This window comes from Amycolatopsis sp. NPDC059657, assembly GCF_042734395.1.
Taxonomy (GTDB): domain Bacteria; phylum Actinomycetota; class Actinomycetes; order Mycobacteriales; family Pseudonocardiaceae; genus Amycolatopsis.
The window spans coordinates 130,593-142,778 of sequence record NZ_JBHWEB010000004.1 but is presented as its reverse complement, the minus strand read 5'-3'; the positions used below and the strand labels follow the sequence as shown (position 1 = coordinate 142,778).

Genomic DNA, 12,186 nt, shown 5'->3' with positions numbered 1-12,186 from the left:
ACATGACCGGTCAGCGAACGCACATCATCGACCGGGGGGCCACGGGATCCGACTTCGAGCGACTGCTCGAATCCGGTCCATTCGAAGCGGCGCTGCGCGCCGCGATCCGCGCCAGGGGGCTCGGGCTGGACCGCATCAGGTACCGGCTGCGGGGGCGCGGCGTATCCATCAGTCTCGCCACGCTCAGTCACTGGCAGTCGGGCCGGTGCCGTCCGGAGCGGGCGGAATCACTGCTCGTGCTCGATCATCTGGAAGAGGTTTTGGAGGTTCCGCCAGGGTCGCTCACCCATCTCCTGTCGCTCCCGCGCACCAAGGCAGGATAGGGCTCGATCAGGCCTGAGAAGGGGAGCGCGGTGCGGGCAGTTGTCTTCGAAGAGTTCGGTGTGCTGCCCACGGTGCGGGAGGTGCCCGAGCCGGTCGCCGCGCCGGGCGGGGTGGTCATCGCGGTCGAGGCGACCGGGGTGTGCCGCAGCGACTGGCACTCCTGGCTCGGTCATGACGCCGCCGTCGTGCTCCCGCATGTCGCCGGCCACGAGCTGGCGGGGCGGATCGTCGAGCTCGGTGAAGGCGTGCGCGACTGGCGGATCGGCGATCGCGTGACCGTGCCGTTCGTCTGCGCGTGCGGCTCGTGTGCGCAGTGCGCGAGCGGCAACCAGCAGATCTGCGACCGCGAGTTCCAGCCGGGCGCCACCCACTGGGGTTCGTTCGCCGAGCGCGTCGCGATCGACTTCGCCGAGGTCAACCTGGTCGCGCTGCCCGAATCGCTCAGCTCGGCCGAGGCGGCCGCGCTCGGCTGCCGGTTCGGCACCGCTTTCCGCGCGGTGCTGCGCCACGGCGCGCTGCAGGCCGGCCAGTGGGTGGCGGTCTACGGCTGCGGCGGCGCCGGGATCTCGTCGGTGATGCTCGCGGTCGCCGCGGGTGCGCGAGTGGTCGCCGTGGACCTGTCGGCCGACGCGCGTGCGCTCGCGATGAGTCTCGGCGCGGTCGCGGCCGTCGACGCGGGTGAGTTCGACGGGCCGGAGGCGGTCGCCGAGACCGTCCGCACGATCACCGGCGGCGGCGCGCATGTCTCGCTCGACTGCGTCGGCACGCCGTCGACCTGTGCGGCGAGCGTGGGCAGCCTGCGCAAACGCGGTAAGCACGTGCAGGTCGGGTTGATGCCACCGGCGCAGGGGATCGCGCCGATCCCGATGCACAGGGTGATCGGCGGTGAATTGCAGATCATCGGCACGCACGGCCTGCAGGCGCACGAATATCCGGAGATGCTGCGCGTGGTGGCCGATTCGGGAATCGATCTCACCAGGATGATCGGCAAACGCATCGGGCTCGACGACGTGCCGGCCGCGCTGGTCGCGATGAATGATCCAATTCCGGCCCAAGCTGGCGTGACAGTGGTGGAATTTTCTCTTAACGCGCGGTGAGGAAACATTTCCAACCAGCAGGAAACTGTGTTTTCGGTACGGACAATGCTAATGTCCGGCGCGTGGTGACAAAGAATTCCGAGCGTGAGCTGCTGAACCGGATTCTTCTCACGATTCGCCAGGCGGGCGTCACTTTCCGTGGTCACCGGGTCATCGAGAGCCCCCGTGATCCGGCCGAGGTCAGGCGCAAGGTCGAAACCCGCTAACTCGGCCGGAACCCTGGATTCGTCAGCGCTTGTGCACGCGCCGGTCGTAGGAGACCGCGTAGATCGTGCTGCGCGCGGCGAGGACCGGGTCGTCGGAGGCCTCGATGCCGGGGGTGAGCAAGGTCGGGTCGAAGACCTGGTTCTGCCAGTGCTCCTGGTCGGCCGCCTCGCCGGTGATCGACAGATGCCCCGCGACGATTTCGGTCCGCTCCGCGGGCCAAACCTGCGTGGAGTCGTCGGTGTTGTCGCCCTCTTCGCCGAGCTGGACGATCAGCCTGAATCCGGCAGGGCCGGACTTGAGGCGTTCGGCCAGTTCTTCGGCGAGGTGCTCGGCCGACCAGTTCGTGGTGTCCTCGGCGTTCGCGGGGTCGAGGTCCGGCTCCCAGCGGTACTTGACCGGGCGGGCGACGCCGTCGGCGTTCCGCCAGAAGAAGGCGTGAATGGCCCAGTAGGTCGTGGCGGCATAGCTGACCGGGATGCCGACGACGGCCGCGGCCGCGAGACCTGGCCCGGCTTCCGGATGGGCGCCCACATGCGCCTTGATGTTGTCCAAATCGGGCGCTCCGGTCGCGGCATCCGGCTCGGCCGCGTGCAGCAGCTCGAGAAAGGACTCCGGGGTCGACGCGACGAACCGGTCGAGGTTCACCGTGATCAGGTCGGTGTTCGTGCCGTCCGCCAGGTGGAACTTCGTGGCGAACCCGCGCACGGCCCGGTCACCGTCGGGCACGTGCGGGTTGGTGTCGGTGTGCGAGAACCGCACGGTCGCGCTGACCGGTTCGCCCTGCAGGTGGGCCGCCGTGGTGAGCGGGCCCGCCTCGCCGGTCGGGGTGAACGTGGCGTCGTAACAGACCCCGCGCGCGTGGGCGCGACGGTAGCCGGCATGCGTGCCCTTGAGGTGCTCGATGGTGTCCACAATGGTGACTGAAAGCTGGGATTTCGGCAGTTCGGAGGCCATGGGCGCAAACTAGCAGACTTCCTTCACATCGTGATAAAAGTTCACCGCTTGATCACCATCGCGTCCTCGACTCCGTCAGGTACGGGCTGGCTGCGGGTGACCTGCCAGGCGCCTGCTTCCCAGTGGATGGTGCCGACGCTGATCTTGACCAGTGCGCTGCCGAAGTGGTCGAGCACCAGATGGGCGCCGTCGGTCGGATTCTTGCCCGGCTCGGGCTGGTAGCTGGTCCCGTCGAAGGTGCCGTCGACGGCCTGCAGGTCGTTGAGGTGATCGAGATTCGTGTCGATGACACCGCCTGGTGTCACGAGGCCCACGACTCCCCGTTTCGTCACGATCAAGTCGCCGATGGCCGCTTGCCCGTCGATGGTCAGCTTGGTGCCGTTTTTGACCACTTTGATGTCGCGGGCTACAACGTCGCTGACACCCGAGGCGAGCTCGAACGTGCCGCGACCGCGGAGCAGCGCCGCGGTGTTCCACCTACCGGCGCCTTGCCGCATCGCCACGGAGAACGCGCCGTCCACCATGGGTGTGGCGGGGCCATCGTCGATGGAAGACACGATCCTGGCGTCGTTGACGCCTGCCGCGGTCAGCGCGAAGGCGAAGCTGGAGTTGAACTGTTCGTTGCCCAACGGCATCGTGGTCACGAAGCCGACCAGTGGGACCGAGTCCAGCGGCTTGTCGAGTACCTGGCGTGCGCGGATCTTCATTTTCGAGCGATCCGGTTTCAGGTCGGTGAGCGACGTGGTGGCGAAGGCGACGACTGTGCGGCCCTGTTCATCGGTGCCTCGCAGCACGACGATGTCCGCTTTCTGCCCCGTCGCGTTGCCCGCGGGACCGGCGAAGAGCACCGGTGAGTTCGACGCGCGATCCTGGGGGAACGCTTGACGCCAGGCCTCGGCCGAGCGGTCGACCAGCTCGGTGTCGCCGATCAGCGCGCCGCGCTGAGGCCAGGACATCGACTCCGCCAGCACGTTCGAGGCCGGCGGGGCAATGCCCGGTGGAGCGCTTGTCTGCATAACCGCGGTCAAGCCGCCCCCGGCGAGCACGACGGCCGCGACCGCTGTGACGGCCAGGCGTTGCCGACGCTTGTCGCGGGCGCGGAGCACGCCGCGGACCGCGCGCGCGGCCTGATCCTCGTCCGGCGACGGCAGGGTGGCGGTGGCGAGCCTGGCGCGGACCTCATGGGAAAAGTCGTTCATATCGTCACCTCGGTGTGCAGTTTGCGGAGCTTGGCCAGCCCTCGGCTGGTCGATGACTTCACCGTCCCGGTGCTGCAGCCGAGCAGCGCGGCGGTGTCCGCTTCGGACAGGTCGAGGTAGAAGCGGGCGGTGATCACGGCGCGTTCACGCTTGGGCAGGGTGAGCAGCAAGGCGAGCATCTCGTCGCGCAGTGCCACGTTCGGCGCCATGTCCGGCTCGACGGGGTGGCGCTTGTCGCCGAGGAACTCCTTGAGCTTGCGCCGCTTGCCACTGAGGAAGAGGTTGAAGACGGCCTTGCGTGCGTACGCGCGTTCGTATTCGATATCGAGCCTGCGCAGGTGGCGGACCAGTTTCAGGAGCGCGTCGTGCACGAGATCCTCGGCGTCGCCGCGATCGCCGCACAGGATCATCGCGTACCGGAACAGCTCGTTGTAGTGCCGGAGCACGAACTCTTCGAACCGTTGATCGACCTGCCGCACAGCTGCCCCCTTCGTACCCAGACCTCCCCTAGACCGAGCGGTCCCTGGAAAGGTTGAGTGGCTTCGAGGGTAATTTCAGGACATGGACCTCATCCCGCGGCCCCGCGCCGAGGTCGCGCCCGGCGCGGTGCACGTCCCGGACTGGCTGGACCTGGAGACCCGGCGACGGCTGGTCGCCGCCTGCCGGGAATGGGCGACGCCGAACGCGGGGTTTCGGGCCGCGCGGTTACCCAACGGCGGGGTGATGTCGGTGCGAACGGTCTGCCTCGGCTGGCACTGGTACCCGTACAAGTACTCGAAGACCATCGACGACGTGAACGGCGCGCCCGTCACGCCTTTCCCGGACTGGCTCGCCGAGCTGGGGCAGCGGGCGGTGTCCGACGCCTACGGCACGGCTGTCGCATACCGGCCGGACATCGCGTTGATCAATCATTACGACAGCGCCGCGAAAATGGGCCTGCACCAGGACAAGGACGAAGCGAGCCTGGAGCCCGTGGTGTCGCTGAGCCTGGGCGACGCGTGCGTGTTCCGGTTCGGGAACACCGAGAACAGGGGACGGCCCTGGACGGACGTCGAGCTGCGCTCGGGCGACTTGTTCGTGTTCGGCGGGCCGTCGCGGCTCGCGTTTCACGGCGTCACGAAGACGGTGCCTGACCACGGAGATCCCGGGCTGGACCTGAGCGGCAGGCTGAACATCACGCTCCGGGTATCCGGTTTCTGAGCACGAACCGCACGCTCTGGCCGGGCCTGGCCTGCGCGGCGAGGTCGACGTCGGCTTCGTCCACCACGGCGACCACCGGATAGCCGCCGGTCACGGGGTGATCGGCAAGGAACAGGATCGGGTTGCCCGCCGGTGGCACCTGCAGCGCGCCGGGGACGGCGGCCTCAGGCGGCAGTTCCGCGTCGTTGGCGCGGACAAGGGACGGCCCGGCCAGCCGGACACCGACGCGGCTCACGTCGGAGGTCACTTGGAACGGAGCGGAGGCCAACTGGGCCAAAGTGCCGGGGACGAACCAATCCCAGCGCGGGCCTGGGGTCACATGCAGCACCAATTGGTCCGGAAAAGCTCGCTGTGGAGCCAAATCCACGGCCGGAAAGGCCAGTGTTCCGCGGCCGATCGGCACCGTCATACCCGCGGTCAGCGCGGGAGGGCCGAGTTTGGCGAGCGTGTCCGTCGAACGGGAACCCAGTACCGGCGCGACTTCTACGCCACCTCGCACGGCGACGTAGTTTCGTAAGCCTTGAGAAGGCGCGTCAAGCGAAAAGTCTTCTCCAGCTCGCACCAGAATCGGCACACCCAGTCCCGGTGACCGGCCGCCGCGCACCACGCAAGCGGCACCCGTGACGGCCACCCAGGTGTCCTCCGAAAAGCGCACGCGAAGCCCGCCAAAGGTCACTTCGAGCGCCGCGTGCGACTCGGGGTTCCCGACCAGGCGGTTGGCCAGGCGCAAGGACGCCCGGTCGGCCGCACCCGCTCGGCCGACGCCCAGAGCGGCGAGACCGGGCCGCCCCAGATCCTGGACGGTGGTCTGCGGACCGGGCGCGAGGACCTCAAACTTCATGGAACCGGACCTTGGTGCCGGGCGCGAGCAGCTGCGGCGGGTCGCGGTCGACATCCCAGATCGCGAGCGCCGTGTGCCCGAGCAGCTGCCAGCCGCCGGGTGACTCGTTCGGATAGATGGCGGTGTATTCGTCCGCGATGGCGACCGAACCGGCGGGCACACGGGTGCGCGGGGTCCGGCGGCGAGGCAGCCGCAACGCGGGGTCGAGCCCGGTCAGGTACCCGAAACCGGGCGCGAACCCGCAAAAGGCGACCGTGTACGCGCCGCCGATGTGCCGCGCGATCACCTCACGCACGCTGAAGCCGGTTTCCGTTGCCACGTAAGCGAGATCTTCACCGTCGTAGGTCACGGGCACGGTGACCTCGTGTCCGGCCGAACGGTCGGCCTCGGTGAACGAGTACTGCTGGACCGTGTCGCAGAGCCGTTCGAAACTCGTGCGGTCCGGGTCGTAGCGCAGCAGGATCGTGCGGGCCGCCGGCACGAGTTCGACGAGACCGGCAGGCGGCTCGCCGTCGATGGCGGCCTGCAGGCCTAGCACCTCTTCGATCCGGTCGAAGTCGACCAGCGCGGCCCGTGCCCCATAACGCAGGATGCGCATCAGGCGAACGATCCGATCGGGACACCGGCGGACACCAGGCCTTCGCGGATCCGGCGGGCCAGTTCGACCGCGCCGGGGGTGTCGCCGTGCACGCACAACGACGCCGGTTCGAGTTTGAGCACGCCTTCGGCCGTCTCGACCTCGCCTGCGGTCGCCATGGTGACCGCCCGTTTCGCGACGAGATCGGGATCGTGCACCACCGCGCCGGGTTCCTGGCGTGACACCAGGGTGCCCGCCGGGGTGTACGCGCGGTCCGCGAACGCCTCGGCGACCGCGGTCAGCCCGAACTCCGGCGCCAGCCGTTCCAGCTCGGAGCCCGGCAGGCACAGCACCGCCAGATCGGTGCCGTACCGCCGGATCCCGTCGAGCACGGCCGCCGCCTGCGCGCTGTCCACGGTGGCCGTGTTGTACAGCGCGCCGTGCGGCTTCACGTATTTCACGCCGGATCCCGCCGCGATCGCGAACGTGTCGAGCGCGCCGATCTGGTACATCACCTCGTTGGTGAGATCGTCCGGCGCGATGTCGAGCGCGCGCCTGCCGAACCCCGCGAGGTCGCGGTACCCGACATGCGCGCCGATCGTGACCCCGCGCTCCGCCGCCTGCTCGCAGACCCGGCGCATCACGCTCGGGTCGCCCGCGTGGAAGCCGCAGGCGATGTTGGCGCTGGAGACGATGTCCAGCATCGCCTCGTCGTCGCCCATCCTCCAAGCCCCGAAGCCCTCGCCTAGATCACTGTTGAGGTCCATTCACACCACCCGATAATCCGAGTCTCGCCGGTCGGAAACGAACATGTGCCCTGGCGCGTGCGTAATCGCGAACGGCGGCCGCGACGCCATCAGCGCGGCCTGGGGTGTCACGCCGCAGGCCCAGAACATCGGCACATCACCGGGTTCCGCGTCGACCGGGTCGCCGAAGTCCGGCCGCCCCAGGTCTTGGATACCCAGCCGGGCCGGATCGCCAACATGCACGGGTGCGCCGTGCACCGCGGGCATCGCGGCGCTGATCCTGGTCGCGTCCTCGACCCGGTCCGCCGGGATCTGCCGCATCGAGACCACCATCGGCCCGTGCAGCCTTCCGGCAGGCCTGCACTCGACGTTCGTCACGTACATCGCAACGTTGCGGCCTTGATCGACGTGCCGCAGCGGGATTCCGGCTTCGGCCAGCGCGGTCTCGAACGTGAAGCTGCACCCGATCGAGAACGCGACCAGATCGGTCCGCCACAGCCCGCTGACGTCCGACACCTCGCCCGCGAGCTGACCGTTCTCCCACACCCGATAGAGCGGCAGATCGGATCGGAGGTCGGCGCCGGGCGCGAGCTCGGTCGTCGGGTCGCCGGGTTCGCTGACGTCGAGCACCGGGCAGGGTTTCGGGTTGCGCTGGCAGAACAGGAGCATGTCGTAGGCCCAGTTCTCGGGCACGGCGATCAGGTTGGTCTGGGTGAACCCGGTGGCCCAGCCCGCGGTCGGCCTGGTCCGGCCGGAGCGGAACAACGCACGAGCTGCGGCCGGGGTGAGCGTCGACGGGTCCTGCATCGTGGTCATGTCAACTCCTCTACGTGAGTGCGCGTCCGCGGGTCTCCGGCAGTCCGAACAACGCGAGCGCGGCGATGCCGTAGCCGACCGCGCCGAGCACGAGCGCGCCGCCGACGCCGTAGAAACCCACCACGGTAGGGAAGATCGCGCCGATCGCCCGGCCGAAGTTGTAGGTGAAGCCCTGCCCGGTGCCGCGCACCTCGGTCGGGTAAAGCTCCGCGAGGAACGAGCCGAAGCCAGCGAAGATCGCCGACATCGAGAAGCCGAGCGGGAAGCTCAGCACCAGGATCAGGCCGTTCGCGCCGTGCGGAACCTGGGTGTACGCGAAGATCAGCACGGCCGAGAGGACCGCGAAGATCCAGATGTTCTTCTTGCGGCCCAAAAGGTCCGTGAGATAGCCACCGCAGACGTAACCGATGAACGCGCCCGCGATGAGCACCGCGTAGTAGCCGGTGCTGTTGATGACCGTCAGCTCGCGGGTCTTCTTGAGGTAGGTCGGCAGCCAGGTCGCGAGCGTGTAGTAGCCGCCCTGGACACCGGTGGACAGCAGCGCCGCGAACAGCGTGGTGCGGAGCAGGTCGCCTTTGAAGATCGCGGTGAACGAACCTTTCGAAGCGGACCGTTCGCGTCGTTCGGTGGCCTCGTCGGCGTCTTGGACGTTGCGGCGGACCCACAGGACGAGCAGCGCGGGGATGACACCGGTCCAGAACAGGATCCGCCAGGCGATGTCGTCCGGCGCGGCGGTGAACACGATCGTCTGCACGAAGACCAGCAGGCCCCAGCCGACCGCCCACGAGCTCTGCACGAAGGCGACGGTCCGGCCGCGGAACTTCGGCTTGGCGTATTCGGCGATCAGGATCGCGCCGGCCGCCCATTCGCCGCCGAAGCCGAGACCCTGCAGGCCGCGCAGCACGAGCAGTGTTTCGAAGTTGGGCGCGAATCCGCAGAGGACGGTGAAGAGGGTGTACGTAGCGACGGTCAGCTGCAGGGTGCGGACGCGGCCGATGCGGTCGGCGAGTATGCCCGCGCCCGCGCCGCCGATCGCGGAGACCACCAGCGTGACGGTGCCGAGCAGGCCGCCGGTCCCGGTCGAGATGTGGAAGTAGGCGATGATCGCGCCGATGCTGAACGGCAGCACCCAGTAGTCGTAGGAGTCCAGCCCATACCCGCCGAACGCGCCGGCGAACGCGCGGCGGCCGCGCGGGCTGAGCGTGCGGTACCAGGCGAACGGCCGGGTGTCTTCGTCTGTGGCTGCTATCGCGTTCATCAGCACCTCGCTTCGAAGAGGACCTCATCGTGGCATGGCTCACACCGTAGATGATTGTTGAACAATTCCACAAGACTCTTGTCCTCATGGTGACAGAGGCTCATGTTGAGTAAGATGACAAGGTGATCACCGCCGATGACGGGCTAGCGGCCGACCGGGCCCTCTTGGGCCGCACCAGCACGGCGCAGCGCGTCGCGGACATCCTCGGCACGCGCATCGCGGAGGGCTTCTTCAAACCGGGCGAGCGGCTGTCCGAGCTCGACATCGGCACCGCGCTCGGCGTCTCCCGCAACACCTTGCGCGAGGCTTTTCGCCTGCTCACGCATCAGCGGCTGCTCACCCATGAGCTCAACCGCGGCGTCTCGGTGCGCAAGCCGACGGTCGAAGACGTCCGCGACATCTACCGCGTGCGCAGGCTCATCGAATGCTCGGCGGTCCAAGTGCTCACCAAGCGCCCCGCCGAGTACGAGACGCTTGCCAAAGCGGTCGCCGACGGTGACCTCGCCGCCCGCGAAGAGCGCTGGCGCGATCTCGGCACGGCGAACATCCACTTCCACGGCGCGGTCGCGTCGCTCGCGCACAGCGAGCGGGTCAACGAGCTGATGACCGTGCTCTCCGCCGAGCTGCGGCTCGTCTTCCAGCAGATGGCCGACCCTCGCCGGTTCCACGAGCGCTATCTGCCGCGCAACCACGACATCCTCGAGTTCATCGGGAAGGGCGAAGGCCCTGGTGCCGCAGCGCTGCTCTCGTCGTACCTCAACGACGCCGAACGCCAGCTCGTCGACGCCTACGCGAAGCTGGAGCCGGCCGAGGAGTCGTGAAGGCCGTCAGAGCTTCGCGACGAGTAGCCCGATCAGCCTGGCGACCTCTTCGTCGGTGAGTTCCTCGGTCGCGTCGCCGACCGTGACCCCGGTCTGGCTCAGCCCCGGGACACCGGTCGCTTCGAAGGCGTTGAACAGCCAGACGGCCTCGGCGTCGACGAGCGCGCGGTGTGCCTCGGTGAGCTGCTCGGGCGTGCCGGGCAGGAAGACCCGGAACGCGTTGGTGTGCGGGGGATTCGGCGTGACCGAGACCCCGGGGACCTGGGCGATCGCGTCGGCGAGGCTTCGCGCGCGCGAGCGGTAGCCGTCGATCTTGGGCAGCCGCGTGCGCAGCCCTTCGCGCGCGGCGAGCACGTACGGGAACACGGTGAAGACGTTGCCGCCGTGCCGGGACGTCCATGGGACGGTTTCGTCGATGACGTCCTCGTCGCCCGCGATCACACAGCCCGCGAGCCCGCCGATCGTCTTGTAGAACGACACGTACACCGAATCGGCGAGCGCGGCGACCTCGGCGAGCGACTTCCCGTAATACGGCGCGCTCTCCCACAGGCGCGCGCCGTCGAAGTGCAGCGGGACGCGGTTCTCGCGGCACCACCGCGAGATGGCGGTCAGCTCGTCCCAGGCCGGCAGCTGGTGCCCGCCCATGCTGATCGGCAGTTCGACGGTGACGACCCCGAGCGGCTGGTTGACCTTCCGCAGGTCGTCGACGGTGAACGGGCCGGTGCTGCCGAGTGTGACGCCACGCAGGCCGTGCAGCCGCCGGTAGCCGTCGTCCTCGTCGCGTTCGATGTGGCTGAGTGAGTGGAGCGCGACCGTGCGATGCCCGGTGCGTTCGGTCCACACCCGCAGGAGCGCCTGCTGGGCCATGACGGCTTTGACCACGAACCGGGCTTTGGGCTTGCCGAGTAGCAGCGCCATGTCGGTTTCGAGGCGCTGGAGCGCGGGGCCCTCGTTGTACATGTCCGGTGACTCGTCGGCGCCCGGCGCGTCCGCGAGGTGCGTCAGCCATTCGCGGCTGGTCCGGCGCCGATGACCGGACAGGAAGCGCTGGGCGCCGTCGAAACGGTCCTGCCAGATGTTCATTCGACTTCCCTCAGCCCGTGGTCGGTCATGCCATGCTGGCCCAGCCGCCCGATCACATCATCCGAATAAGCCGGATAGCGGATGCCCGGCTCGTGCTCGCCCTCGCGGAGCTGCCTGGCGACGAGCGCGGCGATGACCCCGGTGGCCTGGCCCTGGCCATTACCGCTGACGGCGTTGCCGATCCGCCGTGTGCCGGACACCGCCTCCGCCTGGACGACGAAGTCGGCGGTGCCGAAGTGGAAGGCGGACAGCGCCGAGGCCGCGAGCCTTTCCGCGCGCAGGCGTCTGGCCAGCGCGAACACGCCGAGTGCGCGCAATCCGAACAACGCTCTCGTGGCCAATGCGGAGTCGAAGCACAAATACGTGGTCACCGGCACGCCGAGGTGGTCGTGCCCGGCGAACGGGAACGCGAACGCGGTCCGCTTGCCGAAGCTGGGCAGCACGGGGTGGATCCGCCCGCGGGCCTTGGCCGTGGCCAGCGTGCCGACGGTCCAGCGGACGGCGTCGTCGCCGTGGTGTTCGCCGAGCCCGAGCTGGATCGTCACGTCGACGTGCGTCGCCGAGGGCAACGCGGCCAGTACGCGCTGGGCGAGCAAGGTCGACAGGCCCGGCGCCACCCCCACCGCGAGCATGGCGGTGGCCTTGCCCGGTTCGAGTGCGCTGAGCGCGTCCAGCACGTCGGGTGACGCGCTGACGTCGACGTAGTGGATGCCCTTGTCGAGACACGCGCGGGCGACACGTTCGTTGTCGCGTTCGACGCACATGATCGCGACGGTCGCTCCGGCGAGTACCTCGTCGAGGTCGCCGGTGACGTCGGCCGGACGTGCGATGGCCCCGGTGGCCTGGGCGAGTTCGGCGCACTTCGCCGCATCGCGTCCCGCGATGACGACCTCGCCGGGATACCAGGTGGTCAGGGTCTTGACCGCGGCCGAGCCGACTTCACCGTAACCACCGAGTACCACCAGCATGGTGCCACTTTAAGGACTCGTGGGCCCGTGTGGTGGGGGTGGGGGGCGGCCGCCCGCCCCCCCTCACGGGCGAGGCTCGGAAGCGCCGGTCCAAG

General features: G+C 68.7%; 15 protein-coding genes. 5 read left to right on the top strand and 10 right to left on the bottom strand.

Going from position 1 to position 12,186, the window contains the following annotated elements:
- Nucleotides 1–2 precede the first annotated feature (2 nt).
- The 3 genes from ACFV15_RS03825 (at nt 3) to ACFV15_RS03815 (ending at nt 1,627) form a co-directional block, all read left to right on the top strand.
- Nucleotides 3–323 carry a transcriptional regulator gene (locus ACFV15_RS03825; protein ID WP_378348594.1) on the top strand — a complete coding sequence of 107 codons (321 nt, stop codon included), beginning with the start codon at nt 3–5 and terminating at the stop codon, nt 321–323.
- A gap of 30 nt (nt 324–353) precedes the next feature.
- Nucleotides 354–1,421, top strand: a complete 1,068-nt coding sequence (locus ACFV15_RS03820) for a zinc-binding dehydrogenase (RefSeq protein ID WP_378348593.1) — start codon at nt 354–356, stop codon at nt 1,419–1,421.
- 62 nt (nt 1,422–1,483) lie between these two features.
- Nucleotides 1,484–1,627, top strand: a complete 144-nt coding sequence (locus tag ACFV15_RS03815; RefSeq protein WP_378348592.1) for a hypothetical protein — start codon at nt 1,484–1,486, stop codon at nt 1,625–1,627.
- A 22-nt stretch (nt 1,628–1,649) separates the two neighbouring features.
- Here the strand turns inward: ACFV15_RS03815 and ACFV15_RS03810 are convergent, their stop codons facing one another.
- From ACFV15_RS03810 to ACFV15_RS03800, 3 genes are read right to left on the bottom strand one after another with little or no spacing between them, the layout of a single operon-like run.
- Nucleotides 1,650–2,582 carry a catalase family peroxidase gene (locus tag ACFV15_RS03810; protein WP_378348591.1) on the bottom strand — a complete coding sequence of 311 codons (933 nt, stop codon included), beginning with the start codon at nt 2,580–2,582 and terminating at the stop codon, nt 1,650–1,652.
- A gap of 41 nt (nt 2,583–2,623) precedes the next feature.
- Nucleotides 2,624–3,781, bottom strand: coding sequence for a hypothetical protein (locus ACFV15_RS03805; protein WP_378348590.1), 1,158 nt, complete (start codon nt 3,779–3,781; stop codon nt 2,624–2,626).
- Nucleotides 3,778–4,260, bottom strand: coding sequence for a SigE family RNA polymerase sigma factor (locus tag ACFV15_RS03800; protein WP_378348589.1), 483 nt, complete (start codon nt 4,258–4,260; stop codon nt 3,778–3,780). The genes ACFV15_RS03805 and ACFV15_RS03800 overlap by 4 nt, the downstream gene beginning before the upstream one ends.
- A gap of 82 nt (nt 4,261–4,342) precedes the next feature.
- Between ACFV15_RS03800 and ACFV15_RS03795 the strand changes: the two genes are divergently transcribed.
- Nucleotides 4,343–4,981, top strand: coding sequence for an alpha-ketoglutarate-dependent dioxygenase AlkB family protein (locus tag ACFV15_RS03795; RefSeq protein ID WP_378348588.1), 639 nt, complete (start codon nt 4,343–4,345; stop codon nt 4,979–4,981).
- Here the strand turns inward: ACFV15_RS03795 and ACFV15_RS03790 are convergent.
- Genes ACFV15_RS03790 through ACFV15_RS03770 form a run of 5 tightly spaced genes read right to left on the bottom strand, consistent with a single transcriptional unit; the run spans nt 4,956 to nt 9,219 of the window.
- Entirely contained in the window at nt 4,956–5,822 is an 867-nt protein-coding gene (locus tag ACFV15_RS03790) for a biotin-dependent carboxyltransferase family protein (protein ID WP_378348587.1), read from the bottom strand. The genes ACFV15_RS03795 and ACFV15_RS03790 overlap by 26 nt on opposite strands.
- Nucleotides 5,812–6,420 (bottom strand): allophanate hydrolase subunit 1, encoded by a 609-nt coding sequence (locus tag ACFV15_RS03785; protein WP_378348586.1) that lies wholly within the window; start codon nt 6,418–6,420, stop codon nt 5,812–5,814. The genes ACFV15_RS03790 and ACFV15_RS03785 overlap by 11 nt, the downstream gene beginning before the upstream one ends.
- A complete protein-coding gene (locus ACFV15_RS03780; RefSeq protein WP_378348585.1) occupies nt 6,420–7,166 on the bottom strand; it encodes a LamB/YcsF family protein in 747 nt (248 codons plus the stop codon). Before ACFV15_RS03780 ends, ACFV15_RS03785 begins: the two co-directional genes overlap by 1 nt.
- Complete coding sequence (locus ACFV15_RS03775) at nt 7,167–7,961, bottom strand: putative hydro-lyase (protein WP_378348584.1); 795 nt, start codon at nt 7,959–7,961, stop codon at nt 7,167–7,169.
- Between the two features lie 10 nt (nt 7,962–7,971).
- The gene (locus ACFV15_RS03770) at nt 7,972–9,219 is read right to left on the bottom strand and encodes an MFS transporter (RefSeq protein ID WP_378348583.1); all 1,248 of its coding nucleotides are present in this window, start codon (nt 9,217–9,219) and stop codon (nt 7,972–7,974) included.
- A gap of 122 nt (nt 9,220–9,341) precedes the next feature.
- Here ACFV15_RS03770 and ACFV15_RS03765 point away from each other — a divergent pair, with 122 nt between their 5' ends.
- Nucleotides 9,342–10,040: a GntR family transcriptional regulator gene (locus tag ACFV15_RS03765; RefSeq protein ID WP_378348582.1), complete on the top strand. Its 699-nt coding sequence runs from the start codon at nt 9,342–9,344 to the stop codon at nt 10,038–10,040.
- A 6-nt stretch (nt 10,041–10,046) separates the two neighbouring features.
- On the opposite strand, the gene ACFV15_RS03760 is transcribed toward ACFV15_RS03765, so the two are convergent.
- Together ACFV15_RS03760 and ACFV15_RS03755 are read right to left on the bottom strand one after the other, a co-directional pair.
- Nucleotides 10,047–11,123 carry a threonine aldolase family protein gene (locus ACFV15_RS03760; protein WP_378348581.1) on the bottom strand — a complete coding sequence of 359 codons (1,077 nt, stop codon included), beginning with the start codon at nt 11,121–11,123 and terminating at the stop codon, nt 10,047–10,049.
- A complete protein-coding gene (locus ACFV15_RS03755) occupies nt 11,120–12,091 on the bottom strand; it encodes a saccharopine dehydrogenase NADP-binding domain-containing protein (RefSeq protein ID WP_378348580.1) in 972 nt (323 codons plus the stop codon). The genes ACFV15_RS03760 and ACFV15_RS03755 overlap by 4 nt, the downstream gene beginning before the upstream one ends.
- Nucleotides 12,092–12,186: the final 95 nt, after the last annotated feature.

Bases quoted from the DNA above. Each gene is read 5' to 3' on its own strand.
- ACFV15_RS03825 (WP_378348594.1), top strand. From the start codon at position 3: ATGACCGGTCAGCGAACGCACATCATCGACCGGGGGGCCACGGGATCC.
- ACFV15_RS03810 (WP_378348591.1), bottom strand. From the start codon at position 2,582: ATGGCCTCCGAACTGCCGAAATCCCAGCTTTCAGTCACCATTGTGGAC.
- ACFV15_RS03805 (WP_378348590.1), bottom strand. From the start codon at position 3,781: ATGAACGACTTTTCCCATGAGGTCCGCGCCAGGCTCGCCACCGCCACC.
- ACFV15_RS03795 (WP_378348588.1), top strand. From the start codon at position 4,343: ATGGACCTCATCCCGCGGCCCCGCGCCGAGGTCGCGCCCGGCGCGGTG.
- ACFV15_RS03790 (WP_378348587.1), bottom strand. From the start codon at position 5,822: ATGAAGTTTGAGGTCCTCGCGCCCGGTCCGCAGACCACCGTCCAGGAT.
- ACFV15_RS03785 (WP_378348586.1), bottom strand. From the start codon at position 6,420: ATGCGCATCCTGCGTTATGGGGCACGGGCCGCGCTGGTCGACTTCGAC.
- ACFV15_RS03780 (WP_378348585.1), bottom strand. From the start codon at position 7,166: ATGGACCTCAACAGTGATCTAGGCGAGGGCTTCGGGGCTTGGAGGATG.
- ACFV15_RS03775 (WP_378348584.1), bottom strand. From the start codon at position 7,961: ATGACCACGATGCAGGACCCGTCGACGCTCACCCCGGCCGCAGCTCGT.
- ACFV15_RS03770 (WP_378348583.1), bottom strand. From the start codon at position 9,219: ATGAACGCGATAGCAGCCACAGACGAAGACACCCGGCCGTTCGCCTGG.
- ACFV15_RS03760 (WP_378348581.1), bottom strand. From the start codon at position 11,123: ATGAACATCTGGCAGGACCGTTTCGACGGCGCCCAGCGCTTCCTGTCC.
- ACFV15_RS03755 (WP_378348580.1), bottom strand. From the start codon at position 12,091: ATGCTGGTGGTACTCGGTGGTTACGGTGAAGTCGGCTCGGCCGCGGTC.